27 protein-coding genes and 2 tRNA genes are annotated in these 26571 nt (G+C 41.5%); 11 read left to right on the top strand and 18 right to left on the bottom strand.

Annotated elements, in window-relative coordinates; translation table 11 throughout:
• Positions 1-68: 68 nt before the first annotated feature.
• Both phoB and phoR read left to right on the top strand, forming a co-directional pair.
• The gene (gene phoB / locus NI461_RS10480; RefSeq protein ID WP_151205194.1) at positions 69-779 is read left to right on the top strand and encodes a phosphate regulon transcriptional regulator PhoB; all 711 of its coding nucleotides are present in this window, start codon (positions 69-71) and stop codon (positions 777-779) included.
• A gap of 24 nt (positions 780-803) precedes the next feature.
• On the top strand, positions 804-2162 hold the full coding sequence (gene phoR / locus NI461_RS10475; protein WP_151205193.1) for a phosphate regulon sensor histidine kinase PhoR: 1359 nt from the start codon (positions 804-806) through the stop codon (positions 2160-2162).
• A gap of 48 nt (positions 2163-2210) precedes the next feature.
• Here the strand turns inward: phoR and NI461_RS10470 are convergent, their stop codons facing one another.
• Together NI461_RS10470 and NI461_RS10465 are read right to left on the bottom strand one after the other, a co-directional pair.
• Positions 2211-2861 carry a glutathione S-transferase gene (locus NI461_RS10470; RefSeq protein WP_151207244.1) on the bottom strand — a complete coding sequence of 217 codons (651 nt, stop codon included), beginning with the start codon at positions 2859-2861 and terminating at the stop codon, positions 2211-2213.
• A gap of 161 nt (positions 2862-3022) precedes the next feature.
• Positions 3023-3970: a pirin family protein gene (locus tag NI461_RS10465; protein WP_151207242.1), complete on the bottom strand. Its 948-nt coding sequence runs from the start codon at positions 3968-3970 to the stop codon at positions 3023-3025.
• A 507-nt stretch (positions 3971-4477) separates the two neighbouring features.
• On the opposite strand from NI461_RS10465, the gene NI461_RS10460 reads away from it, so the two are divergent.
• A complete protein-coding gene (locus NI461_RS10460; protein ID WP_151207240.1) occupies positions 4478-5824 on the top strand; it encodes a GGDEF domain-containing protein in 1347 nt (448 codons plus the stop codon).
• A gap of 455 nt (positions 5825-6279) precedes the next feature.
• Here NI461_RS10460 and guaA read toward each other — a convergent pair whose 3' ends face one another.
• Complete coding sequence (gene guaA / locus NI461_RS10455; RefSeq protein WP_151205189.1) at positions 6280-7848, bottom strand: glutamine-hydrolyzing GMP synthase; 1569 nt, start codon at positions 7846-7848, stop codon at positions 6280-6282.
• Positions 7849-8049: 201 nt separating this feature from the next.
• Positions 8050-8412, bottom strand: a complete 363-nt coding sequence (locus NI461_RS10450) for a NirD/YgiW/YdeI family stress tolerance protein (protein WP_151207238.1) — start codon at positions 8410-8412, stop codon at positions 8050-8052.
• A gap of 273 nt (positions 8413-8685) precedes the next feature.
• On the opposite strand from NI461_RS10450, the gene NI461_RS10445 reads away from it, so the two are divergent.
• The gene (locus tag NI461_RS10445) at positions 8686-9324 is read left to right on the top strand and encodes a DedA family protein (RefSeq protein WP_151207236.1); all 639 of its coding nucleotides are present in this window, start codon (positions 8686-8688) and stop codon (positions 9322-9324) included.
• Positions 9325-9340: 16 nt separating this feature from the next.
• On the opposite strand, the gene NI461_RS10440 is transcribed toward NI461_RS10445, so the two are convergent.
• From NI461_RS10440 to NI461_RS10420, 5 genes are all read right to left on the bottom strand, one after another.
• Complete coding sequence (locus NI461_RS10440) at positions 9341-9934, bottom strand: LysE family translocator (protein ID WP_151207234.1); 594 nt, start codon at positions 9932-9934, stop codon at positions 9341-9343.
• Positions 9935-10125: 191 nt separating this feature from the next.
• Complete coding sequence (locus NI461_RS10435) at positions 10126-10518, bottom strand: hypothetical protein (RefSeq protein WP_151207232.1); 393 nt, start codon at positions 10516-10518, stop codon at positions 10126-10128.
• 13 nt (positions 10519-10531) lie between these two features.
• A complete protein-coding gene (locus tag NI461_RS10430) occupies positions 10532-11368 on the bottom strand; it encodes a ParA family protein (RefSeq protein ID WP_151207231.1) in 837 nt (278 codons plus the stop codon).
• A 66-nt stretch (positions 11369-11434) separates the two neighbouring features.
• Positions 11435-11827, bottom strand: a complete 393-nt coding sequence (locus NI461_RS10425) for a SirB2 family protein (RefSeq protein WP_253157229.1) — start codon at positions 11825-11827, stop codon at positions 11435-11437.
• A 9-nt stretch (positions 11828-11836) separates the two neighbouring features.
• The gene (locus tag NI461_RS10420; RefSeq protein WP_151203599.1) at positions 11837-12145 is read right to left on the bottom strand and encodes a BolA family transcriptional regulator; all 309 of its coding nucleotides are present in this window, start codon (positions 12143-12145) and stop codon (positions 11837-11839) included.
• Between the two features lie 230 nt (positions 12146-12375).
• On the opposite strand from NI461_RS10420, the gene NI461_RS10415 reads away from it, so the two are divergent.
• A tRNA-Gly gene (locus tag NI461_RS10415) sits at positions 12376-12451 on the top strand.
• Between the two features lie 46 nt (positions 12452-12497).
• A tRNA-Gly gene (locus NI461_RS10410) sits at positions 12498-12573 on the top strand.
• Positions 12574-12899: 326 nt separating this feature from the next.
• Here NI461_RS10410 and NI461_RS10405 read toward each other — a convergent pair.
• Positions 12900-13127: a helix-turn-helix transcriptional regulator gene (locus NI461_RS10405; RefSeq protein ID WP_005094613.1), complete on the bottom strand. Its 228-nt coding sequence runs from the start codon at positions 13125-13127 to the stop codon at positions 12900-12902.
• 112 nt (positions 13128-13239) lie between these two features.
• On the opposite strand from NI461_RS10405, the gene NI461_RS10400 reads away from it, so the two are divergent.
• From NI461_RS10400 to NI461_RS10380, 5 genes are all read left to right on the top strand, one after another.
• Entirely contained in the window at positions 13240-13449 is a 210-nt protein-coding gene (locus tag NI461_RS10400) for a hypothetical protein (protein WP_000122748.1), read from the top strand.
• A 19-nt stretch (positions 13450-13468) separates the two neighbouring features.
• Positions 13469-14650, top strand: coding sequence for a site-specific integrase (locus NI461_RS10395; RefSeq protein ID WP_253157226.1), 1182 nt, complete (start codon positions 13469-13471; stop codon positions 14648-14650).
• Positions 14643-14891: a hypothetical protein gene (locus NI461_RS10390; protein ID WP_004985719.1), complete on the top strand. Its 249-nt coding sequence runs from the start codon at positions 14643-14645 to the stop codon at positions 14889-14891. Before NI461_RS10395 ends, NI461_RS10390 begins: the two co-directional genes overlap by 8 nt.
• 68 nt (positions 14892-14959) lie before the next feature.
• Entirely contained in the window at positions 14960-15550 is a 591-nt protein-coding gene (locus NI461_RS10385) for a DUF1376 domain-containing protein (RefSeq protein ID WP_253157224.1), read from the top strand.
• 10 nt (positions 15551-15560) lie between these two features.
• Positions 15561-16307, top strand: a complete 747-nt coding sequence (locus tag NI461_RS10380; protein WP_253157222.1) for an ATP-binding protein — start codon at positions 15561-15563, stop codon at positions 16305-16307.
• Between the two features lie 249 nt (positions 16308-16556).
• Here the strand turns inward: NI461_RS10380 and dld are convergent, their stop codons facing one another.
• The 8 genes from dld to tauA all read right to left on the bottom strand — a co-directional run bounded on the left by dld (position 16557) and on the right by tauA (position 26293).
• Positions 16557-18257, bottom strand: a complete 1701-nt coding sequence (dld, locus tag NI461_RS10375; RefSeq protein ID WP_253157233.1) for a D-lactate dehydrogenase — start codon at positions 18255-18257, stop codon at positions 16557-16559.
• A 206-nt stretch (positions 18258-18463) separates the two neighbouring features.
• Entirely contained in the window at positions 18464-19618 is a 1155-nt protein-coding gene (gene lldD, locus NI461_RS10370) for an FMN-dependent L-lactate dehydrogenase LldD (RefSeq protein WP_174659103.1), read from the bottom strand.
• Positions 19619-19621: 3 nt separating this feature from the next.
• A complete protein-coding gene (gene lldR, locus NI461_RS10365; protein WP_174659102.1) occupies positions 19622-20365 on the bottom strand; it encodes a transcriptional regulator LldR in 744 nt (247 codons plus the stop codon).
• Positions 20366-20382: 17 nt separating this feature from the next.
• Positions 20383-22047 carry an L-lactate permease gene (gene lldP, locus NI461_RS10360; protein ID WP_174659101.1) on the bottom strand — a complete coding sequence of 555 codons (1665 nt, stop codon included), beginning with the start codon at positions 22045-22047 and terminating at the stop codon, positions 20383-20385.
• Positions 22048-22743: 696 nt separating this feature from the next.
• Positions 22744-23589, bottom strand: a complete 846-nt coding sequence (gene tauD / locus NI461_RS10355; protein WP_174659100.1) for a taurine dioxygenase — start codon at positions 23587-23589, stop codon at positions 22744-22746.
• 15 nt (positions 23590-23604) lie between these two features.
• Complete coding sequence (gene tauC / locus NI461_RS10350; protein WP_253157220.1) at positions 23605-24471, bottom strand: taurine ABC transporter permease TauC; 867 nt, start codon at positions 24469-24471, stop codon at positions 23605-23607.
• Complete coding sequence (locus tag NI461_RS10345) at positions 24472-25257, bottom strand: taurine ABC transporter ATP-binding protein (protein WP_174659098.1); 786 nt, start codon at positions 25255-25257, stop codon at positions 24472-24474.
• 10 nt (positions 25258-25267) lie between these two features.
• Positions 25268-26293 carry a taurine ABC transporter substrate-binding protein gene (gene tauA / locus NI461_RS10340; RefSeq protein WP_253157218.1) on the bottom strand — a complete coding sequence of 342 codons (1026 nt, stop codon included), beginning with the start codon at positions 26291-26293 and terminating at the stop codon, positions 25268-25270.
• Positions 26294-26571: the final 278 nt, after the last annotated feature.

The following is a 26571-nucleotide window of genomic DNA, read 5'->3' as shown; positions in this document are numbered from 1 at the left end:
AGTCTTTGTAATAAGCCTGTCATAAATATAAAACGGTCCACCGTTTGCATGAAATAGGGTATTGCGTTGTGAAAGATGACTACATATTAATCGTCGATGACGAACTCCCAATCAGGGAAATGATTCATACCTCTTTGGATATGGCAGGATTTCAGTGTCTGCAGGCAGAAGATGCCAAACAAGCGCATCAGATGATTGTGGATCAGCGTCCGGCTCTCATTTTACTGGACTGGATGATGCCAGGTGGAGTGAGCGGCGTAGACCTCTGCCGTCGCTTGAAACGTGATGAATCCCTGTCTGAAATTCCAGTTATCATGCTGACCGCCCGTGGTGAAGAAGATCATAAGGTACAGGGACTCGATGCCGGTGCTGATGACTACATGACCAAGCCATTTTCTACACGCGAACTGGTCTCACGGATTAAAGCGGTTCTGCGCCGTGCCAATGCGCTAAGTGGAGAAAAAACCATTGATGCCAATGGTCTGGTGCTGGATCCAGTGAGCCAACGGGTGAATTTTGGCAACAAGATTCTGGAAATGGGTCCGACCGAGTACCGTTTGCTGGCATTTTTCATGACGCATCCGGAACGCGCCTATACCCGTACCCAATTACTGGACCAGGTTTGGGGGGGTAATGTCTATATTGAAGACCGGACCATTGATGTCCATATCCGCCGCTTGCGCAAGGTCCTAGAGCCTTATGGGGCAGACCGTTTTGTGCAGACTGTACGTGGTACCGGCTACCGCTTCTCCACCCGGGCCGATGTTGCCGCTGGTTAATTTCTTTTAGGTAACCCTAGTTTTATGTATGAACCTTACCCTGTCCCCGAGCTGGCACGTGACCACAAGAAATTCCGTTACAGCAGCTTATGGGATTTTGCCAAGCAGGATTTACGCTTACTGGCATTTTTTCTGATCATTGCCGCTTTTATCGGCTTCGGGATTGGGTATTTCTGGGTTTGTCTGGTACTGGCGTTTGTGGCTTTTTTTGCCACCCAGATGCGCTCCCTGTATCTGGTCAATGAGTGGATTTCAAATCGCCCCTATGATGTCCCCCCTAATATTCACGGAATCTGGGGGGCTTTGCTGTTCAATGTATATCGGGCGCAGCGTCAGGAACGTATTGTTCAGGCGGAAATGGTCGAGCTGATTGACCGGGCGCAATCCTCACTGGTGGCCTTACAAGAGGCAGTGGTGCTGATTGATGACAACCAGCAGATCGAATGGTGGAACCCGGCAGCAGAACGCCTGCTTGGCATCTCTCCGGATGATCGCCGCCGTAATATTCTTACGCTGTTACGTCAACCGATTTTTATCGAATATTACCACAATATTGATCAAGCCCCTGATGGCCTGAAAATGAGATCTTCCTTGTTTGAAGATCATTATGTACAGGTCAAAATGACTCGTTTTGGTGGTGAAAGCCGCCTGCTGGTGGCTTATGATGTCACCCGGATGCATAATCTGGAGCAGATGCGCAAAGATTTTGTCGATAATATTTCGCATGAGCTGCGCACGCCACTGACGGTTTTAAGTGGATATATTGAAACCTTCACCGATCAGGAAGATATCAATCCCCGCTGGAAACGTGCCTTTGACCAGATGCAGTCTCAAACCCGACGCATGAATGCACTGGTTAATGATCTGCTCCTGCTCTCGCGTCTGGAAAATGACAAGAATATTGCCAAGAACCAGATTATTGAAATGCCAAGCTTGATGAATCAGCTGTTTGATGACGCACAGGCTTATAATGTTGATTATGGTCATACCCTGAATCTGGATATTGACAGTCATTGTGACCTGATTGGTTCCGACATGGAACTGGCCAGTGCCTTTAGTAACCTGATTACCAATGCCATCAAATATACGCCTAAGGGCGGGAGCATCACCATGGGCTGGCATGATGATGGCGAGTCGGCCTACTTTATTGTAGAAGACAATGGTATCGGGATTGATCCGAAACATTTGCCACGCCTGACCGAGCGTTTTTACCGGATCGATTCAGACCGCAGCCGGCGCACAGGTGGCACCGGTTTAGGTCTGGCCATCGTCAAACATGTGCTGATGCAGCATCAAGCCCATCTGGAAGTGGAGTCTAAAGAAAATGAAGGCTCAACCTTTAAAGTGGTTTTCCCTAAAGAACGTCTGAGCTTTCCAGAATAATCCGTATGGCCAAGGAAAAAGGTGCATATTGCAGCTTTTTTTAAGCATTTAAGAACTGATCTGTTTTTCTCTGCTCAGTGCACGCGCATAGGCTGCACGTTGTGCAACCCGTTTAAGATAGGCTTGAATGGCCGGATAACTTTGGCTTGTCCGGCTCTGCATCGCCTCCAAAGGAAAACTCATCTGAATATCGGCAAAACTGAAGTGCCCAGCAAAATAATCATGCTCGCTCAAATAACTTTCCAGAAACTGGATATGATCTTTTAAGCGGCTCTGTACAAACTGCTTCTTCACTCCATCGCAGATTTTTTTGGCTATAGGCCGAATCAGCAAAGGGGTATGTTTAGGTACAGTGGTCATTACCAGTTGCATCACCAGCAGCGGCATTAATGAACCTTCCGCATAATGCATCCAGTAACGGTACTGGGCCTTGTCGGCAGGATCTTCTGGACGAAACTGCTGCTGTTGGTCATAAGTTTCCTGTAAATATTCCAGGATCGCTGCAGATTCCGCCAGTACCTGAGCCTGATCGACCAGAATCGGTGCCTTGCCCAATGGATGGACCTGTTTTAAGGCCGGTGGCGCAGCAAGATTGGGCTGACGCTTATAGTATTTAACCTCGTAATCCAGCCCTAATTCTTCCATGGCCCACAGGATACGAAATGATCGTGATTGTTCGAGATGATGTAAAACACGCATATGAGACTCATAATTTTATTGTTCTTGCTTTTCGAGCATAGCAAAAGCCGCGTCCTGTCACTCAGTTTTTGATGACTGTGGTGACAGCTTTTCTATTTTTCCGCTTCATTCCTGGAGTTTAATTCAAAAAATGCTCCAAGTAGACTTGCAGTCTTACTGATTTATCTGGAAGGCCGCATCCGGTCTGGAAAAGCCGGCGCTTCCAGGCGGGGTCCGTCATAATCGGGAATAGCGCCAAAACGGGAATGCCCTTCACTCCACTGATCCCGTGCCATTTTTAATTCTTCAGTGGTGCGGCCAACAAAATTCCACCACAGTAAAATCGGACTTTCAAAAGGTTCTCCGCCTAATAATAGAACCCGGCCACCTGCATGAATCTGAATATCTACATGTTCCAGGCCTGGCTCCAGAATTACCATATTGTCTTCTGTCAGCTCATGTCCATTAATGCTGGCGCTGCCTTCTAAGGCCATAAAGCCATATTCAAATTTAGGATTTAAGCTGAGGCGGGCGGAGGTACTTTCTTGAGCAAACAGATCTACCCCCAGCAATTCACTATGTACTTTAACCGGCGATCTGGTATTTAAATATTCTCCGACCAGCACGGTAAACTCAATCCCCTGTGCTTGTACCACAGGCAGTTCCGGATAATGGTCAAACGCAGGCGCCATATTGAGCTTGTCATCCGGCAAGGCAATCCAGAGCTGGGCGGCATGCATCTGGGTTTCAGTATCGGGAGATACTTCGGTATGAGAAATCCCATAGCCGGAAGTCATCAGATTCACCTGTTTAGGCCGGATGAGCTGCTGGCTACCGATGCTGTCATTATGCATCATGGTGCCTTCGATCATCCAGGTAAAGGTTTGCAGACCGATATGCGGATGCGGTCCCACATCCAGACCACTCCCCTGAGGAAAGCTGGCAGGCCCGGCATGATCCAGAAAGCACCATGCGCCGATCATACGTTTATGCCGGCTAGGCAAGGCACGTTTAATCACAGTCCCCTGCCCAATTTCTGCCCGTCGCAGAGGAAATTCCTGAATAAACTGATTGATATATTTTTGACAGTCATCGGAATAAGACAGTTCAGTTTCTTGATTATATGACATGGTCGGGCTTACCTCAGCACCTTAAAAATATGATTTCCTTTGCCAGCTTCCTCGCAGCTACCCGCTGTATGAAGTTGCACTATTGAAACAATGTACCGCTTCTGCGTATAAAGTCTAACAACAGAAATATTTAGATACTTATTTCATGCCAAGCTATACGTCCTTTTGCTTTGATCTATTACAGTTTTACTTTGTAAAACTATTTCTACCGTTTAATTTTTCTAACGTTCTGCAAAAAAAGTAATCCGCCCCTCTTCAAAATTAGCTGCAATGGATAAAGACTTTACTCAGGTCCAGATAGTTTTACATATTTCACGTGAAACAACCCACAAAATAATAAAAAATATATAATATCAATAAGATAATTATTCTCGATATTGGATTAAAGCCTATAAATTTTGTTACTTTTTAGCAGAGAAAAATTATACAATCCCCATTTTAGAAGGTTGCTTTTCATTCCAATGATTCATAATACTGCTTAGGCAAAATAATAAATGGATAATAACAATGTCATCTTCTCATGAAGATTTACATTCTCCAAAGGATGTCTATTTTCAGAATGCCAGAATGTATCAACTGCTCAAACTGGCCGAATGTGATCTGCAAAACCGTCAACTGATTGAACAGGCACTGGCAGACCGTTCTGCACGCATTCCCCCGCTATTCCGGCAATATTTTTATGATTATATGTATGCGGACAATCACCATGACTTACGTCAGGTAAACTATATGGCGCAGATTGCCTTTTTACTGTACTTCTTTGCCGATATCTTTATTATTCCAGATATATTTTTCCTCTCCGGTGTGTCACGTGTACTGCTTGTGATTGTAGCCATGCTCTGCGGCTCTTACCTGTTTAACCATTATAAAAACATCCAGGTTCTAGAGATGTTCTTGCCCGTTTGTACGACAGTCGCTGCCGGAATCTGGATTGGTTTACTGTTGCTCTCTAATAGCCCGCACGTCAGTACCTATCTGTACGCTACCGCTATTTTTATCCTGGTCACTAATCTTTGCATCAAAACCCAGTTCAAAGGCGCACTCTATTGCTCGATATTTATTGCCCTGTTTATGACCATTGGAGCCATTCATTTACTCACTTGGTCCCAAGGTCTTATCTTTGCCGTCGTTTCTATCCCTTTATGGTTTTTTAGCATCTATATTAACTGGAATAATACCCTAAATGTACGCCGCATATTTCTGCGTAATTTACTGGATGAGTGGAACTATCAGACCCTAAAAAATCTGGCCCATACCGATGATCTGACCAAGCTCTACAATCGCCGTCATTTTGTCAATCTGGCCGAGCAGGCCATCCAGAAATGGCCTAAACATGCCGGTACTTGCCTGTTAATGTTCGATGTAGATCATTTCAAACTGATTAATGATAATTATGGCCATGATGTAGGAGACCGGGTTTTGCAACTGATTGCCGAAGTGACCCGTAAAGAAATGCGTCAAACTGATGTACTGGCTCGTTTTGGCGGAGAGGAGTTTATTGCGTTACTCGAATATACTCAGCCATATGACAGCTTAATGATTGCTGAACGCATTCGTAAAATTATTCAAAAACAAGTTTTTTATATCACCCCTGACCAGAGTATCCAGTTCACCATTTCAATCGGTATTGCCGAGTTAGAGTCGCCTGAACAGACTCTAGACGATCTGATCAAAAAGGCGGATCTGGCGCTGTATCAGGCTAAAAAAGCCGGCCGTAACCGGATTAAAATCTATCATCCGGATATTCTCAAACCGGCAACGTCCTCTTCTGCTAAGCACAGAAACATAGTTCAAGCTGTGCAGCAGGCGGCTAAAAACAGTGATAAACAGGTACAATCCTCGTCACCATTATAACTTAGAATGAACTTATACAGCTAAAGCAGATATGACACATCAGACTCTATAGAGCCTTCAGTTCTGCCTGCCTGATCATGCTGCACAAGAATCGTAAATAGCCTGGTATTTCGCTGATGCTTGCGTCTGCTAACGAGACATGAATAAAACCACCAAGGGCTGAATCAGGCAATATATTAAAAAAGCAGTGATTTAAATGCCTATACAAATGAAGATCTCTCAGAAATTACTCAAGATTTGAAGCATCACTCCGAAAAAGGGTTCGGCTTTAAAATTCCCCGTCAGATATTATGGCTACAACATGGTGTTGCACTTCAAATGCGAATCTAAGAGTATAAAAAAAGAGCACCGAAGCGCTCTTTTTTATTAGGTTATATCTGATAAATCAGATACTGCCACGCGCATAGCGCTTGGCGTAATTTAGGCGGACAGCAGTGCTGTCCAAAACCCCTAAATTACTCCCATTCAATGGTTGCAGGTGGTTTAGATGACACGTCATAGACCACACGTGATACATCCGCAATTTCATTCATAATGCGAGTCGAAATCTTGTCTACCAATTCATATGGAAGATGTGCAAAACGGGCTGTCATAAAGTCAACCGTTTCTACTGCACGCAGCGCAATCACCCAGGCATAACGGCGACCATCCCCTACCACACCCACCGATTTCACCGGCTGGAATACCGCAAAGGCTTGAGCTGTTTTGTCATACCAGCCACTTGCACGAAGTTCTTGCATAAAGATGTCATCTGCAAGGCGCAGAATATCGGCATATTCTTTTTTCACTTCGCCCAGAATGCGCACACCCAGACCCGGACCCGGGAAGGGATGACGGTAGATCATGCTGTGTGGCAAGCCCAGCGTCGTACCCAATTTACGTACTTCATCCTTAAACAGGTCACGTAATGGCTCAACCAGTTCAAATGCCAGGTCTGCAGGTAAACCGCCCACGTTATGGTGCGATTTAATCACATGTGCCTTGCCTTGTTTGCTAGCGGCAGATTCGATCACGTCTGGATAAATCGTACCTTGCGCCAAGAATTTAACCCCGTCCAATTTACGTGCTTCTTCAGCGAAGACTGCAATAAATTCACGGCCAATAATTTTACGCTTAACTTCAGGATCAGTTGCACCAGCAAGTGCAGACAGAAAACGCTCTTCAGCATCTGCACGGATCACGCGGATCCCCATGTTCTCGGCAAACATTTGCATCACTTGATCGCCTTCGTTCAAACGAAGCAAGCCATTGTCTACAAATACACAGGTCAGCTGGTCACCAATCGCTTTATGCAACAGTGCAGCCACAACAGAGGAGTCCACACCACCTGAAAGACCTAACAATACTTTTTCATTACCAATCTGTTTACGTAGCTGTTCAATACGCAAATCGATAATATGTTCTGGTGTCCAAAGACCGCGGCAACCACAAATCTGGTGCACGAAGTTTGATAAAATTTCTGCACCTTTCGAGGTATGCGTCACTTCCGGGTGGAACTGGATACCATAGAGACGGCGAGTTTCATCAGAAATCATTGCCATCGGGCAGCTTGGTGTCTGAGCAGTAATCTGGAAGCCTTCAGGAAGACGGGCAACCTTGTCACCATGACTCATCCAGACATGCAGCTGGTTTTCACGGTCTTGCAGGTTCCCAATCAGCTGGTCACGTACCAAGATATCTACTTCTGCATAACCGAATTCATGGACGGTGCCTGGCTCAACTTTACCGCCCAGCTGTTCACACATGGTTTGCAAGCCATAACAGATCCCCAGTACCGGTACACCTAACTCAAATACTACTTGCGGTGCGCGTGGGCTGCCTTCCAGATGAACGCTTTCAGGTCCACCTGACAAGATGATACCGTTTGGATTAAATGCACGAATGTCTTCTTCAGACATATCATAGGCATACATTTCAGAATATACGCCAGCTTCACGGACACGACGTGCGATGAGCTGACTATATTGAGAACCGAAATCCAGAATCAGGATACGATCTTCAGTAATTTGAGTATTGGTAGTCATGACAAACAACTATGAAAGGCAAACGAAATAAGCGCTGTATTCTAGCATTTTTCTTGAGTTTACGCACACTATTCCAAACAGGATCAAGATTAAACAGTTAAATTATGTTTGAGCTGTTTTTAAACAATTGCCAAGCCAGGCTCGGGCTTAAAAACAGGAGAGCCCATTGCAGCCTCACCTGTTTAAAAATAAGAACCGGGGTTATTTCACCCGTTCAATCTTGATGACATCAATATCGGTCGGTTTATAACGATGAGTATCAACCTCACCCCAGACTTTTACTCGATCACCTGCTTTGAGTTTTAACACTTTCCAGTCATCATCATCGACATCAATCATGATGCTGCCGCTTCGATCTTTCAGCTCAAATTCATCACTGTCTGTCGAGCGCTGCTTTATAATCTGGCCCACTACCGTCACGCCTGTTTCATCTTTCATTTTATGCGCTTGGGCAATGCTGACCACATTCTTTTGGGCTTCTGCCATCAGCGCCTGATCGGACTTGGCCTGAAGGGTCGGACTTGCTGCTGCCACTACCAGTGTTGCTAGAATATATTGCTTCATACTCAACCTTTCCTTGCAGTATCATTAAGCTACCATCTAAGCAGAAAGTTACCATCTGCTCCGCAGCGATTATGTAACAGCCACATTAGCCCCTGTCATCTGTTTTAAAACCATAGCCATAAAAACCGGGCGATGGTGTGACAGTCATGAGTTTGCAGCAGGCCGGATCAGCCCCTGAGCCAAACCACCAGCAGCAAAATAGTCGACTTTTATTACTGACTTTAATGGTGATCACTGTTAGGATTTCAGCACACTTTTGCTTGTACTCGGCTCATGGAACTGATTGATTTTATCTTGCATGTGGATGACCATCTGCTTGAATTTATCACCAATTACGGGATCTGGATTTATGCCATTCTTTTCCTGATTATCTTTGTGGAAACCGGTCTGGTGGTCATGCCCTTCCTGCCAGGCGACAGCTTGTTATTTGCTGCGGGTGCTCTAGCGGCTTCAACCGGTGCGATGGACCCGTGGGTGCTGATTCCGCTCTTGTTTGCTGCGGCAGTCTTGGGTGACACCCTGAATTATCATATTGGTAAATATATTGGTCCACGGGTGTTCGAGATTGAATCACGTTTTATTAATAAACAGCATTTAACCTATACACAAAAGTTCTTTGAAAAACATGGTGGTAAAACCATTATATTTGCGCGCTTTGTACCGTTTGCCCGCACCTTTGCACCCTTTGTGGCCGGTGCTGGCAGCATGAACTATAAGTACTTCCTGACGTATAACGTGGTGGGCGCTCTGCTCTGGATCAGCTCTTTTGTGATTTTAGGCTATATGTTTGGCAATATGCCGATTATTAAAGACAACTTCACCTATCTGATTTTCGGTATCATTATTCTGAGTGTGATGCCGGGCATAGTCGGCTTTATCCAGCAGAAGCTGAAAAAAAGCAAACCGGCTTAAATCTTTTTTCTTAGAATTAATCCCAAAGCTTGATCCATACAGGAATCAGGCACAGTAAAAGCAGCAATAAGGTGATCTTATAGATTAGCTTGTTGCTGATGCGTTTAAGCTGATTTGCAAGTAATGCCTGTCCGAAGTATATCCAGAAAAAAGTGACCGGCACTGCGACCGCTATAAATGCTGAAAATACTAGCAGAAAATTGACCGGACTTTGCCAGGTTGCTGTGGGTAAAATCCCCGCAGCCAATAGCGCTGCTTTGGGATTTTTTAAGGTTATTCTAAACATTTTCCAAGGATGTACATGTGGATGGCCCTTGTTATACTGCTGTAATTGTTGGGCCTGATATAAATGAAAGGTCATCCAGCCTACCCAGATCAAGCTCAAGACATGCACCACCCCTCTAAAACCGGGCCAGATTGGGGAGAACAAATGAATCAGTAAGGCCCAGGCATTAATGGCATACAGATAGCCGACCAGAATCGCCGGGATATAAAGGCTGGTTTTTAATGGGCCATGCTGATAGGCCGAGCTGGCGACCATTGCATTGGCTGGCCCAGGAATCATCAGGACCGCTAAAATGGCTAGCACAAACAACCAGTTTTCAATCATAGGCAGAGCAACTCTTCAATTCAGGCCGTACCTTAACCAATCTTAAAGCCCGAGAACAAGCGCACAAATTTTTATTTTTTATGCTGATGAGTCATTTTTTCATCAAAATATTTTTATTTTTCTAGCATATCACAGTGCCGATATAAAAAATGCCAGCCTAAAGCCAGCATTTTTGATTATTACAAAGATAGTTAAGACGCCACAGCTTTCCGGGCAATCATCGGACAGTTTTTATAGCGTGCTGCTTGAACAATGGCTTCCTGTTCACCCAATAGTCGTGCCGTTTCAGTACGTTTGGTATTGGAAGATTGCCCCATATTGACGGATACGCTTGGACCAATGCCCCAGCCACCCCGACTGCCCCAGCCGCCACCTAAACCTACTCCCACCCCGACTCCAGTACGTTTAGGTACTTCCACACCATTATTAATATACTGCTGAATCCGGTTATATTCGCTCTGTAACTGCTGACAGCTAAGTGCCTGATAATGGGTCGGTGAGACATAGGTCGGCTTGATAGTACTTGCACAGGCATTTAGCAGCACCAACATGCCAAGGCCCAGACTTAGTTTCACAAGTTTCATAGTTAGCTCGATCTTAGTTCTGCTCAATCTCATTGAACAATGATTGATAGGCCTGAGTCAATTTATGCTCAGTAGCGAGATGAATCAATGGCTGATTTTTTTGATGGGATTCTTTCATCATAATAGAAGGCGGCAACATACTGTTCAGTACAGGCAGTCCCTCATCTTTGAGCTGCTGCACGACTTCGCGTGGCAGTTTTGCCTGCGCCTGAAACTGATTGACCACAATCCCTTCAATTTCCAGACCGGCATTATGATCATCCTGAGTTTCGATGATATTTTCAATTAAAGTATGCAGAGCACGCTTGGAAAATACATCGCAGTCAAACGGAATCAGAACCCGATCTGCTGCAATCAGGGCAGACAGGGTAAAGAAGTTAAAAGCTGGCGGCGTATCAATAAAGACCCGATCATACTGACCGGCCAGAGTCTGCAGAGCATCACGTAGCTTGTAGATTTTATGTTTAGCTTCCAGTCCATGCGCCAAAGCACCCAAATTCGGGCTGGCGGGAATGATATCCAGATGCTTGAAAGGCGATTGATGCACATAACTTTCCAGCCCTTTGGCGCGGGTCTTTAAAATAGAGCCTATCGCATTGCCAAGCAGTCCCTTGCTTTGCTGCTGACCGAGTACATCTGCAAAAAAGTTCTCAATATTGGGTTCTAATGCAGGTTTATCATGTGAATAGGTGGCATCATCGCCCAGTAAATATTGACTGGAGTTGGCTTGGGGGTCCAGATCAATCAGCAGTGTTTTCAGCCCCCGGTGCGCACTGATTGCAGCCAGATTCACTGCAATACTGGACTTGCCCACCCCACCTTTTTGATTAAATATCACACGTGTACGCATAAGAACCTCTTTTCATTTTTGTATTTATTTCACTGAGATGACATTGCGGTTAATTAATTCATTTTTTTAACCAAACGTTGGTTTGCTAATCACCAATCCGATAATCGCAAGCAAAGAAACCACTGCGATGAGTAGACCTGCTCGACGCTGCACCAATAAGATTGAATCATCTTTTTTATACGCTTTCCCCAAAGATGAAAGCAAAACCAGAAACAGAACGATTTTGGCATAGAACCAGGGCTGCACATCAAAGTCTTTAAGGACCAGCGCAATTACGCCCGTTATCGCAATGATGGTCATGGACAAATGCTGTAAGGCCACTAAAAATTTCTGTGCCACTGGATTAGGTAAATTTTCCTGTGTACCCGCAAACAAGGTGAGCGCACGTACAAGGATGGCCACTAGGGCCACGCCTGCAACAGACATATGAATTATTTTAACTAAAAGTTGAGTGTCCATAATACGCTCTTAGTGTTTGGGTGCATGTGCACAGGCTGGACTTGAGGTATCTTGTTCTTTCCATTCCTCAGGTAGAAAAGCGTGGATGGCTAAAGCATGGATCTTGTCTTTAGCCAACAAGTCTCCCGCTGCAGCATAGACTTTCTGATGACGCTGTACCGCACGCAGGCCAGCAAACGCTTCACTGACAATGACTGCCTTAAAATGCGATTCTTTACCTGGAAAATACCCCCCATGACCCGAAGATTCATTGACGACTTCCAGATAACTTGGTGACAATTGTGCCAAACGGTCTTTCAGTTGTTGTTCTAAGCTCATGGCCTGACTCCCATTGATAATCTGTCTCCAGTATACCTTGTTCTCTACTCTATTTCGGTGAACGATTTACCTCTAATCATTTGATTGTGGCCAATTTTCATTAAAATTGGCATAACTTTTGTACACCCATCTGCTTATAGCCCTAATATTGCTTTTATTTTATGCAATTGATATAAGATTTTTCATAAAGTGATTGACCCTGATTTTTCATGCTGTATTATACACGGCATGCGGGAATAGCTCAGTTGGTAGAGCACAACCTTGCCAAGGTTGGGGTCGGGAGTTCGAGCCTCCTTTCCCGCTCCAAATTCTTTTTTGTTCATTTTTTTGTAGTAAAAAATTGATCGCCTATGCGGGAATAGCTCAGTTGGTAGAGCACAACCTTGCCAAGGTTGGGGTCGCGAGTTCGAGTCTCGTTTCCCGCTCCAAATTCAAAAAGCCCTGATTGAAAGATTGGGGCTTTTTTCATGTTGATTTTATTATGTTTTTTGAAAACCCTCCTTTCTTTTTTATTCGATTCAATAAAAAATATTCTTAATGTAATTTGTATTTTGTGACCAAGATGTGACCATGGCGTGCCCACGACAATAAAAATGGTCTCAATTGACCTTAAATATCCTCAATCGATCACCACTTTCAGAGCTTTTTTGAAGGCAAAAAATTATCCTATTCTCTTCCAAACAAGGTATTTTTTTACCAAATGATCAAGAATTTGTGACCATTTCACTTTTTGATGTGACCAATTGTGACCAAACTAACTATTATCATTTTGATTATTATCAATTTTCTTGAAAATCAACAAATCTCCCACTTCTACATCTAATGCAATACAAATTTTATCAATTGTCTCAAAATCAATCCGTACAGATTCATCATTATAAAGTTTATGTAAAGTAGATTTATTAATTCCAGTACTTCTCACCAAATCAGCAACCTTAAGTTTCCTTTCTGCTAATAAAACTGCCAAGTTTGAAATAATCATAAAATTTCCTAGTTAAATCATAAAAAGTACTTGCAACAACATAAAAATATGATAATTTATGTCTTAGGAATAATTTTTCCTAGTTACCTAGTAAAAAATATGAGGCTCTATTATGTCATATACCTATCTCACAGCCCAGCAACTGGCTGAAAAAATCCAGTACGACGCTCGTACCATTCGCAACCAGCTGAAGGACAGTGTCTTTATTGAAGGTGTTCACTACATCCGTCCTTTTGGTGGTCGCAAAATTCTTTTTGTTTGGGAACGTATTGAAACTGAAATGCTTAAATTCACTGGTTTAAGCATGGATGCCTTGCAATAAAGCTTAGGAGGTTTAACTGATGGCTACCATCCGGGAACGAAGTGGCAAACTGATTGCCGACTTTCGCTACATGGGCATTCGTTGCAGAGAAACAACCAATCTTGAAGACAATGCCTATAACCGTCGCATTTTGAAAAAACGTCTCGAGCAGCTTGAGGCAGAAATCACACTGGGAACTTTTGAATACGAAAAGTACTTTCCAAAAAGTAAACGTGTCGATGAATTTAAGGAAAAAAGAAGTCAGCAAATCGCTGTACAAACCAAGATTCCTCTTTTTAAAGAGTTTACTGAAGTGTGGTTTAAACAGAAACAAATTGAATGGAGAGCTTCCTATCAACAGAAGGTTTCAATTGTCATCAAAAACTATTTGATCCCTGCTTTTGGTAATCAGGTTCTTTCAAAAATCAAGAAGTCAGACTTGCTGAACTTCCGTGCCTCTCTCGCCAAAGTGACACACGGAAAAGATCAGACAAGCCTGAAAGCATCGAGGATCAATCAAATCATGACGCCTTTACGTATGATACTAAATGATGCGGCTGAACGATACGAGTTTGAATCACCTTATAAAAATATTAACAATCTGAAGGAAAGCAAGATTGAAGTCACACCTTTTTCTCTGGAAGAGGTTCATAAAATTCTTAACACGGTGCGTGAAGACTTCCGCCCCTATTACACCATTCGCTTTTTTACGGGTATGCGTACCAGTGAAATCGATGGTCTGCAATGGAAAAATGTGGACTTGCAACGCCGAGAAATCCACATTCGCGAAGCCTTGGTGAATGGGGAGCTGGGTGGAACCAAAACCTATGGTTCTGACCGCACGATCCAGATGAATGACCGCGTTTATCAAGCCTTTCTGCAACAGAAAAGCTTAAATAATAGTAAATCAGAGTTTGTATTCTGTAATCGTGATGGTGGACCTCTCGATTATCGCCTAGTGAATAGACGTGTCTGGCATCCTTTATTACGCTATTTAGGCCTAAAGCCACGTCGTGCCTATCAAACACGTCATACAGCAGCAACGCTCTGGCTGTCAGCAGGAGAAAATCCCGAATGGATCGCACGTCAATTAGGACATTCAACGACTGAAATGCTATTCCGGGTCTATAGTCGTTATATCCCCAATGTTACGCGTCGCGATGGCAGTGCTTTTGAAGCCATGCTGGAAAAACTAAATACAGAGGAGCTTGTACATGAATAGTAAAGCTTTCTTTGGTGGTGTGGTCGTCAGTCCTGAAGCTGATACTGTCGCTCGTGAATTAATCCATGAGCTACACATTCCTAAACTGCACAATCTGGCGTTTTTGCTGGAGATCAACAAATGCTTCGATGATCACCAGGCATTGAGACTGTGGCTACAGCGACTGCTGGATGATGGACAAGCCCATTACGATGATTTAGCCCAACAGGCCCGCCTCAGGTTAATGAGCCTGGCTCCCTGATCACATAAATATACAAGGTCATCTGATTGATGACCTTAGCCCTCTATACCTATAAAAAAGGTGAACACATGCATAAAGATATTTCAATTTGGATGCCACTCTATATTGGTGACCTACAGGCGAAATTTGCACGAATGACAGCAGAACAAATTGGTGCAGCACTACTGTTAATGATGGATTTCTGGAAAAATGGTGCTATTCCTCATGACCTAGCAACAATATGTAGCATCACAAAATTATCGCAACATACCAAGGCTAAAACCTTGTTGAATACGCTAATAGCCCTGGAATTGTTTGAAGTCGAATCTGAGCAGATTCATTCAAGTTTTTTAACCAGTTTAAAAAGCCAAGCATTGCAAAATCAGCAAATGAAATCTGATAAAGCTAAAAATGCAGCTCAAGCACGTTGGGGGAAATCCGCCAGTAATGCTCAAGCATCAGCCAAGCAACGAAAAGTAAATGCTCAAGCAATCCTTGAGAATAGCCCGAGTATTGCTCAAGTCATGCTTGAACCATGCCCTTCATCTTCATCTTCATCTTCATCTTCATCTTCATCTTCATCTTCATCTTCATCTTCATCTTCATCTTCATCTTCATCTTCATCTTCAAATTTTGAAGAAAAAAATGAGGTTTTTTTAGAAAATTCCAAATGGATTTAGGAGAATGACCATGAATACCATGCTTAAAACGCTCCAGTTTTGCGCAGAAACAACAGAAACACTTTGCCCTACCCATCATATACCCTTGATAGAAATTGCTGGTCACAAGCTCTGTAAATTGTGTGCGAAAGAAACCGTCCATCACTCACATGCAGCCTATGCAGATGAGTTGCAACAGCGATTGCTACAACAGAAAATCAGAAACTCAGGGCTCAATAAACGCTACCTGGACCGTGGCTTCAAGAATTATGTGATTGCATGTCCTGCACAAGACAATGCCATCAAACTATGTCAGGCTTTTGCACAGCAAATTATTTCTGGCCATTATCCAAACCTGCTGCTCATTGGTACACCAGGTACAGGAAAGACTCACCTGAGTGCGTCAATCATTCGTAACATCCTGCATAACAGTACAAAATCTGCTCGCTACTATACCAGTGCAGAAATTGCTCAAAAAATGATGGACACTTGGTCAGATGCCTCACGTTCTGAAAAGGAAGTAATCAACCATTTCTCCAGTTTTGATTTATTAGTAATTGATGAATATGGCCTGCATGAGCGGCATGAGAAACGTCTAGAGATGGTGCATAAGGTTCTGTATAGCCGTTATGACAATATGAAGTCCACGCTGCTAATTTCCAATTTCACATTACAGAATATGCAACGGGATTTAGGTGTCCGATTATGGTCACGGTTGCATGAAAACAATTTGATTGTAGTGCCGTGTTATTGGGATGATCGACGAATAAGCGGATAGCCAAACTCTTTACTCAAGCCAATTATCTTCCGAGATAATTGGCTTTCTTTCTAAAGATTCAGAACATCTAACCCAGTAGATAACTCTCGGTTTCCACAATCAATATCCTATTAAGTTTGAATGGCTTTGTTGCATAAACATTCAGATTAAGAAATCATTGGCTTAAAATTGGTTCACGGCTATATATCTTAGATACCATTATCTTGGATTATTTACTAACAATATGCTTTGCATTAAAAATCATTCCTATTACTTCCAATATTTAAGCTTAGATGTCTGCCCAATTCCGACATTAAAAGTATTTGTTGGATCAAGTTTTTTATAATGATTTTTCAATGCAGGCTTAGCTACATATAAATGTCCAACATTATGCTCTGCTGGATACTCAGCCCCACGATTATCTAATAAACGCCACATTGCATGTTCCATAGCTAAAGGATCAACATTTTTTTTAACAATGTAATCTTGATGGAATACATGACATAAAAAATGTCCGTAATACAGTTTATGTAAAATCTGCTCATCCATTTCTTTAGGTAAGGTTTCTACCCATTCACGATCATTCCGGCGAAGTGCGATATCTAATGCAACAATATCTTCGACTTCTGATCGATGCGTATCTCGATAACGAATTGCAGCACCTGCGACCGCAAAACGATGTAAAAATGCTTTTCGCCCTTCATCTTCATCACAAAGGAAATAATCACCAGTTTCGTGATGATCAAAGTAGCTTTCTAAAAATGCCTCTACCGCAGCCACATCTTGATCTTCAATACGTAGTATCAAATGATGTTCATATAAATTTCGAAATGCATTCATACGCTTCGGCAAGTGCGAGGGTAGAAACTTTGTCAGCAACTGCAAAAATTTATCAGAAAGACCACGTATTTTAAGTTTTTCAAGATAAGCATCTATTTTATCTTTCATTGCAAATGCAGCAGGCACTTTGGCTGTACCGAATTTCTCGATAAACATAAAAGTATCCTTACCATATTCAGCACCAATGTCATAAGCAACACGATGAATATACTCACCAGCAATAGGGATACGCGGTAAATCTTTCAGTAAAAAACGACGGATTTCGGTTAAATCTTCTTGGCGATTACTCCCCACATAAAACACTTGACTTGAAGTTCTCTCAAACGTATCTAAACGTACCGCAAACACACAGACTTTACCCGCTGAACCAGATGCTTCAAATAAACGAGATGGATCAGCATTAAAACGTGCCGGTGTGTTTTCATCAATTTTTGCCACATCTTTAATATAACGATGGTCTGATGCATAGCACTGACTCTCATTTTCGATGTCGGTAATTTGATATTTTCGTTGTTCCAAATTCGATAAGATTTCCTCAGGGGAATGCCCCAGATTAACACCTAAATGATTGACTAATTCAAGCGAGCCTTGATCATTCACCCTTGCATATAATGCAAGTTCTGTGTAAGCAGGTCCACGACGCACCAATGCTCCACCAGAGTTATTACACACGCCTCCTAAGACTGAAGCGCCGATACAAGATGAACCAATGACTGAATGAGGTTCACGATTAAAAACTGCTAATTCTTTTTCTAAACGATCCAAAGTCGCACCTGGTAAACAAATGACTTGCTTACCTTCATTGATTACTTGAATACCACTTAGACGACGAGTACTCATCAATAATACTGGACGGTCGTAATCATCGCCGAATGGGGTTGAGCCACCCGTAAGTCCTGTATTCGCAGCTTGCATGATTACGATACAACCATCGTCAACCGCTATTTTTAGTACTTTCCATTGTTCTACCAATGTCCCAGGAATAACGACAGCTAAGACATTCCCTGCACCGTAACGGCGACCTTGGCGATACAAACGAGTATCTTTCTCGCAAGTCATTACATTTTTTTTACCAACAACATCAATCAGTTTTTGAATTGTTTGTTGAGAAGAGGATTGAATGTTTATCATTTTTAAGTCTTCTATTTTATAAATGCCCAAATAATTTAATTTTCTCACCTAGGTATCTTTTAAAATTCAGCTCAAGTGACGATTGGGCGAGATTCTTTCTAAACTATTAAGGCCTCCTTTTTAAAAGGAAGCTTTTCACCTAAATTATTCGGATAAGAATCTCTTTTTTCCAAGGAAGTTTGGCAGGAATTTACTAAAGTGGGTAATTAAATTGCTTGCTCTTTTTCTAACTTAACCAAGCAATCCGATGTAATATCTGCAATGGTTCTTGCACCAGTCAATGTCATTGCTACACGCATTTCTTTCTCAATCAAATCTAGTAAATTACTTACCCCAGCACCGCCGGCAGCACCAAGTGCGTATACAAATGCACGACCAAGCATGCAAATATCTGCACCCATAGCCAACATACGTACTACATCAAGACCGTTACGAATTCCTGAATCTGCTAAAATTTTAATGTCACCTTTAACCGCACTTGCAATTGAAGGAAGTGCACGAACAGAAGACAACACACCGTCAAGCTGGCGACCACCGTGATTGGAGACCACAATTCCATCTGCTCCAAAACGTACTGCATCCTTAGCATCTTCAGGATCTAAAATTCCTTTAATAACCATAGGACCCTCCCAATAATCACGAATCCACTCAAGATCTTTCCAAGAAATTGAAGGGTCGAAGTTATTGCCCAGCCAACCGATATAATCTTCAAGACCTGTCGGCTTACCTAGATATTTTGAAATGTTACCTAAATCATGTGGACGCCCTAATAAACCGACATTCCAAGCCCAGTGTGGATGCATACATGATTGCATGTAACGGCGCATTGCAGCATTTTTACCACTCATCCCTGAATGTGCATCACGGTAACGCGCACCTGGAACGGGCATATCTACTGTGAATACTAAGGTAGAACAGCCTGCTGCTTTAGCACGTTCCAAGGCATTTTTCATAAATCCACGGTCACGTAGTACATACAGTTGAAACCACATTGGACGTTGAATCGCAGGTGCCACTTCTTCAATCGGACAAACTGAAACTGTTGATAAGGTAAAGGGAATGCCCTTTTTATCTGCGGCAACAGCGGCTTGAACTTCACCGCGACGTGCATACATACCTGTTAAGCCTACAGGTGACAATGCCACTGGCAATGCCAAATTCTCACCAAACAATTGCGTTTCTAAGCTCAGCTCAGACATGTTCTTTAACACACGTTGACGTAAAGCGATTTTTGATAAATCCTCCACATTACGCTTTAAGGTATATTCCGCATAGGCACCACCATCAATATATTCAAATAAAAATGGTGGTAAACGACGTTTCGCAGCTTCACGATAGTCATTTGCAGAAGAAATAATCATAATTTATGTCCTATTTAATCGACTCGAACGTTGACGACGTGCTTCTTCCTCATCGATCATACGTACGCGTTGAACAACAAATTCAATATGCCCACAAGCTGCCTTACGAGCAGCCTTTGAGTCTTGACGTTCAATTGCGTCCATCACCTCAAAGTGTTGGTCATACAATTGTTCAAAATGTTGTGGTGTGGTGTAAACTTTACGTCGCCCCAACATCACATTGTCTTGTAATAAATCAAACAAACTACGCATCATTTGGATCAACACTAGATTGTGGGATGCTTCTGCAATCGCCAGATGAAACTTTGCATCCGCTATTGCTGCATGAGCATCATCACCTAAAGCCTGAAAATGGCTAATCTGCTCAAAACACTGACGAATATTGATCAAATCACTGGGGGTAGCACGTTGTGCCGCATACCATGCTGTACCACCTTCAAGCACCATACGAGCTTCTTGTACATCAAAACGATATTCAGGATCTTGATCCATCAAACCGGATAATGGCTCAACGATTTGATGCTGTGACCAATGTGCAGGCAACTGCTTTAAATAGGTACCTGCACCCGCTTTGCTCTGAATAATTCCTGCGGCAATCAGCTGTTGAATCGCCTCACGTAAAGAGCTACGAGACACACCCAACTGTTCACAGAGTTGGCGTTCAGCAGGCAATCGCTCTCCGATTTGCACATTATTTTTTTCAATCAATAGACGTAAACGCTGTACTACTTTGTCAGAGACTTTCATTCTTTTCCTTGACCCGTTTACGGAATCATCCACGGGAAAATATAAGCTTGTAAGGTCACAATAATACCAATCATGATCGTAAAGATAATGCTGTGCTTTACTGTAAATCTGAATAAATCAGATTCTTTACCAACCAAACCCACTGCCGCACAAGCAATTGCAATCGATTGAGGGGAAATCATCTTACCTGTTACTCCACCACTGGTATTGGCAGCAACTAATAAAACTTCAGGCACGCCGATTTGCTGTGCTGTAGTTGCTTGTAACGCTGAGAACAATGCATTAGCTGAAGTATCTGAACCTGTAAGAAACACTCCGACCCAACCCAAGAATGGTGAGAAAAAGGTGAAAGCTTGACCCGTATGTGCCAGTGCCAAAGCCAGTGTCGCTGACAGACCTGAATAGTTTGCAATGAACGCAAAAGCTAGCACCATACCAATCGAATAAATTGGTGTTTTCAGTTCATTCACTGTTTCAAAGAATGTCGAAATTGCCGCTTTAGGTTTCATTTTTAAATAAATAATCGTGAGTAATGCCGCCAACATAATTGCTGTACCCGTTGCCGATAACCAATCGAATTTATAAATCGCATCATAATCTTTAATTTCAGGCACAACAGGCGGCAGCTTTTGAATCAATTGATGCAGATACGGCACTTTAATTGAAATTACAAAATCACTTAGGGCACCATCTTTAATAAATAAATCTTTAAAAGGTTTGATGCTCCAGACCGTCACCATTGCTGTAAGTATCAAAAATGGAGACCAAGCTTTGGCTATCTGTCCCACACTATATTGCTTACGAGCTTGCTCGATAATAGTTTCATCTACCCGTATATCTTTATCCTGAAAACGAAAAATATGTTTTGGTTTCCAATACTTAAGTAATATAGTTAAACTGATCAATGATGCAATTGCAGCAGTAATATCGGGTAACTCAGGCCCAACAAAATTTGATGTTAAATATTGTGCTAAACCAAAAGATAAGCTTGCAACTAAAATAGCAGGCCAAGTTTCTTTAACTCCACGCCAACCATCCATGATTGCCATGATCCATATCAATACAATTGGCACCATAAAGGGTAACTGACGACCCACCATTTGACTGATCTCCATGGTATCAACACCTGAAACCTGCCCAGCCACAATGATCGGAATTCCCATTGCACCGAAAGCAACAGGTGCAGTGTTTACTATCAGACATAGCCCAGCCGCATACAAAGGCTTAAAACCGAGTCCTACCAATAATGCCGCAGTAATTGCCACAGGTGCACCAAAACCTGCTGCACCTTCTAAAAACGTACCAAAAGCAAATCCTACTAATAACATTTGCAGACGTTGATCTTCTGTAATTGATAGAATAGAGGAACGAATAACCTCAAACTGTCCTGTTTTCACTGAAATCTTATATATAAAAACCGCACCGATAATAATCCATGCAATTGGCCACAGTCCGTAGAAGAAGCCATATACCATTGATGCCAATGCCATTTCGATTGGCATTTCATATAAAAATAATGAAACCAGAAAGGCTAAAAAAACAGTAATTGTCGCGGCTACACTACCCTTCATGCGAAAAATAGCTAACGCTAAAAAAAAGAAAACAATTGGAACTAGCGCAATAGCACTCGAAACCCAAATATTACTCATGGGATCATAAATTTGTTGCCACTGTTGAAGCATTGTCTACTCCTTGAAATGCTTAACTACTAGATTGAACAGTTCATTATACTTATAAATCAAACTGGTATGACCAATTTAGGTAATTAAGGAATAAAATGGACATTTAGAGCGATTATATTAGTAATAGTAACCCAAAAACACAAGAAAGATAACTTAACTTAATATTTGGTATGACCAATTCTGCAATCTATTAAAATCTTATACGTTATTAGAAACTTAAGAGATGTATATAAATCAATCTATCCGCACCACATAATTGCGGTTGGAATAGAGACTCTATAACTTTAGTCTTATAATGAATTGGATAAACATAAATTACTAAATTTCCTAACTTTCATAAGCTTGGTTGTGCAGCCCAATGTTTTTAGGGCTTATTCAGCATTTAATTTTGTAAATGAGTAAACCTGTACCTAAACTTTATCGTACAAATAATTGATCCTCTTCTCACCAAGCCCGAGTAAATTGAGAAGATATCTTGATTTGACTTGACTCAACGACCGAATGGTCTGCTCAACATGAGCCATACCTCGTTAATATATGGACCAAATTTGTCTAGGAGATTGGTGGCTGTTCAGAATTTAATTTAAAATTAACCTTTTACATATTTTTTTTAAATCTCAACTTAAAAAACAAACCCTCTCAGGTCGAGAGGTTTTGAATTAACTTCAACAAAAATTTTATGACGTTTGTAGTGAATTAACTTGTGAGTTTATAAGCAGGTACGCTACCAATAATAGTTGCTCGGTGCATAATGCGGTGTGCATCGCCATAATCAAACAGTGCTTTATGCTGTGTGCAACGGTTATCCCAGATTGCAACATCACCTTCTTGCCACTGCCAACGTAAATGAAAATCCGCTTTTACACTATGCTCAAATAAATATATCAGTAACTCATCACTTTCTTGCTGTGATAACCCATTAATACGTGTCGTAAAACCTTCATTTACAAAAAGCACTTCTTCTTGTGTAACTGGGTGCCTACACACGACAGGATGTACAACAGGCGGATTTTTTTGGAAGCTAAGTTCAAGCTGTTTTAATTTTTCAGGTGTATTACCGTAGCGTTCTACAGGAAATGATTTACGAATATCATGTGTAGCAGTTAAACCACGAAGCTTTTGCTTTAATGCCTCAGGCAAAGCTTTAAAGGATGCTGTTGCACTTGCCCAAAAAGTATCGCCACCTGTTTGTGGAAGTTTGATCGCTTGCAACACACAGCCAAGTGGGGGTGTATGGCTAAATGTCACATCTGTATGCCAAAGCTCATTGTCTTTTAAGTCTTGTTGATGGCTGTCTAATACAATAATTTCAGGTGCTTGTGGCAACGATAGGAAAATTGGATGTATATGTAATGGACCAAAACTATGTGCCAAAGCAACTTGCGAATCTGCACTTAAGTTTTGTTTTCGAAAAAACAAGACTTGATGCTCAAGTAGAGCATCATGAAGATGTTGTAATTCATGCTCAGAAATTTGGTTTAGATCAATTCCTGAAATAATTGCACCAATATTTGGATTTATTTTTTCAATATTTAAGCTCATGATTCATCTTCTACTTTAAAACTGTTGTCCGTACCAAGGTGCAAGTTGTTTTTGCAACCAGCGTAAAAATAATTCAAAACTTACTGCAACTAGTGCAATTACAATAATGCCAAGTATTACCGCATCAGTGATTAAAAACTGTGCGGCTGACTGCACCATAAAACCAATACCACGATCAGCTGCTACTAACTCTGCTGTAACCAAAGTTGACCAACCTACCCCTAAACCAATACGAATACCTGTAATAATGTGAGGTAGTGCCGTTGGTAAAATCACATACTGTAAAACTTGACGTTTAGATGCACCTAAGGAAAGTGCTGCACGCTCACGGTTGGTTTGATGACTTAACACGCCATAAGTAGAACTAATCACCACAGGTGCAAGAATTGAAAAGAAAATAAGTAAAACTTTTGTCGTTTCACCAATACCAAACCAAATGACCAATAAAGGTAAATACGCAAGTGGTGGGATTGGACGTAGCAATTCAATGAGTGGATCAAGTACAGCTCTTACCCAACGGTTTAAGCCCATCCATAAACCCACAGGTATACCAATGACAATTGCAGCAAAAAGAGCAATAAAAACACGCCCAATACTTTCTGCCAAATGTTGCCAGAGTGTTGCTTTCATGAAGCCTTGTTGGCTGACTTCTACAAACTTTTGCCAAACAGCAGCAGGACTTGGCAAAAATAATTCGGGAATCAAATGTAGTGCAGTAACCACATACCAAGCAAGTAAAACAGAAAGTACACTTACTAAACTTAATACTGTGGTTGCATATTGCTTAAAAATATGAAGACGTTTAGCCACTGTTTTACTGTTCGGTTTTGGTGCAATAATGGGGTTAAATTTCAGTACCGTTCGTGGTTGATTTGAACTCATTTAAACCTCCAAAGATTCTAATTTCTGTTGGCGTAATTGCTCAAATAACTTTTCACGTAACAGTATAAAATCCGAATCTGATTTAATTGAACGGATCGACTCACCATCTCTATAACGTTGAGCGAAATTTAAATGTAATATTTCAATAATTTTCCCAGGATGTGCAGACATCAATACCAATTGATGACTCAACAATAGTGCTTCTTCGATATCATGCGTGATTAAGAAAAAACCTTTGTTTTGTTGGATCCATAAATCTAAAACTAGTTGTTGCATATTTTCACGTGTAAATGCATCTAAAGCAGCAAAAGGTTCATCAAGTAAAATAAAAGGCGCATGGCTAATTAAAGCTCTTGCTATTCCAACACGTTGTTTCATCCCTCCTGAGAGCTGCCAGATATTGGCTTCTGTCACATGTGAAAGCCCAACTATTTTTAAAATTTGACTCACATGCTGTTCAATTTCTTTAGTCGCTAAACCTTTTAACTTCAGAGAAAAGCCTACATTTTCAGCGACATTTAGCCAAGGTAGTAAAGCATGTTCCTGAAATACAACCGCTCGCTGATCACTTGGAGCTGTGAGCACTTGATTATCAATTTTTACTACACCATCATCTGCCTGTTGAAAACCTGCCAAGATATTCAATAATGTAGTTTTGCCACAGCCTGACTCACCTAAAATTATAGTAAGAGAGGACTCGGGAATATTGAGATAAATATTTTCCAATATTGGTGTCGTGCTGTTGTTATAACTTAAGCTGATATTTTCTGCCTTAAGTACACTCATGTTTGGCTCCTTAAGGTTTTAAAAAGCTTGCGTTAACATTGGTTTGATAACTTTGTTTAACTTTGTCTACCTTGCCTTGTGATTTTAAGAACTCAGCGGTATCTAGAATATTTTTAGCAAATTTCTCTACAAAAAGTTGCTGTTGTTGTTCTTTGTCTAAGTAAATATTGCCAGATAAAAGTAATGGAATATCTTTTGCGTTTGAGCCTGTTAACTCAGAAATTCGTGCTAAATATTCTGTATTATTTTTAAATTCTTCAGGGTCTTGTTGATATTCATTAATCGTATTTAATGATGTCTGTACAAAAGACTTTAAAAATTCAGGTTTTTTCTCTGCAAAATCTTTACGTACCACCCAAACATCATATGTTGGTGCACCCCAATCAGCGACTTGTTTGGAATCTGCCAAAGATTTACCCGACGCAAGTAATTTACTTAATGCTGGCTCCCATACATAGGCTGCCTCAATATCACCACGCTCCCAAGCTGCTGAAATTTCAGGTGGACGTAAGTTAATAATTTTGACTTCTGATTCATCAATATTCCAATGTTTCAAAGCTGATAACAAGCTGTAATGTGCTGTTGAAACAAATGGTACGGCAATAGTTTTGCCCTTTAAGTCAGCTGGTGATTGAATTCCTGCTTTATTATTTACAACTAATGCTTCTGAAGAACCTAGTTTCGCAGCTACAAAAAATACTTCTATAGGTAAATCATGGCTTGCCGCAGCCGCTACAGGACTTGAACCAATATTTCCAATATCGACATCACCAGATGCTAAAGCATTGACAACATCTGCTCCTGTATCAAATTTTTTCCACTGAATATCGTTTCCACTGTCTTTTTCATATTCACCTTTTGCCTGTGCAATTTTAGTTGGGTCAATTCCTGTTTGATATGCAATCACAACAGGTTTGTCATTTTTTGATACTGCTTGAGGATTCATATCTAGTTTTTTAGCTTGAAAATAGATAAATGTAGCAATTGCAATCACTACAATGACTGTCACAATTAGTGGCTTAGTTGCTCGGCTCATGATGATTTAACTCGATATCTTTTTTAATATATTGGCTATAAATAGATACGCTAAAGTAAATTTTGTATATTAAAAAATAAAAAAAATGGCTTTGTTTATTCGGAAATATGATTAGGCTGAGTAAGATTGTTTAATAGTTCTCTGTTGCACTTCATTTGAGAATCCAAGATTTATGAAAGAGATCTAATAGACTTCTTTCATAAGTCATTTTTTACTCAGTTCTAAATTATAGATTCCCGCAATTAGATTGAATCTTAATCCTAGTCTTTTGCCTCGAT

Source organism: Acinetobacter sp. S4400-12 (genome assembly GCF_024129495.1).
Taxonomy (GTDB): Bacteria; Pseudomonadota; Gammaproteobacteria; order Pseudomonadales; family Moraxellaceae; genus Acinetobacter; species Acinetobacter lwoffii_C.
Note: the sequence above shows the minus strand (reverse complement) of the source record. Positions and strands in the feature narration are given on the sequence as shown.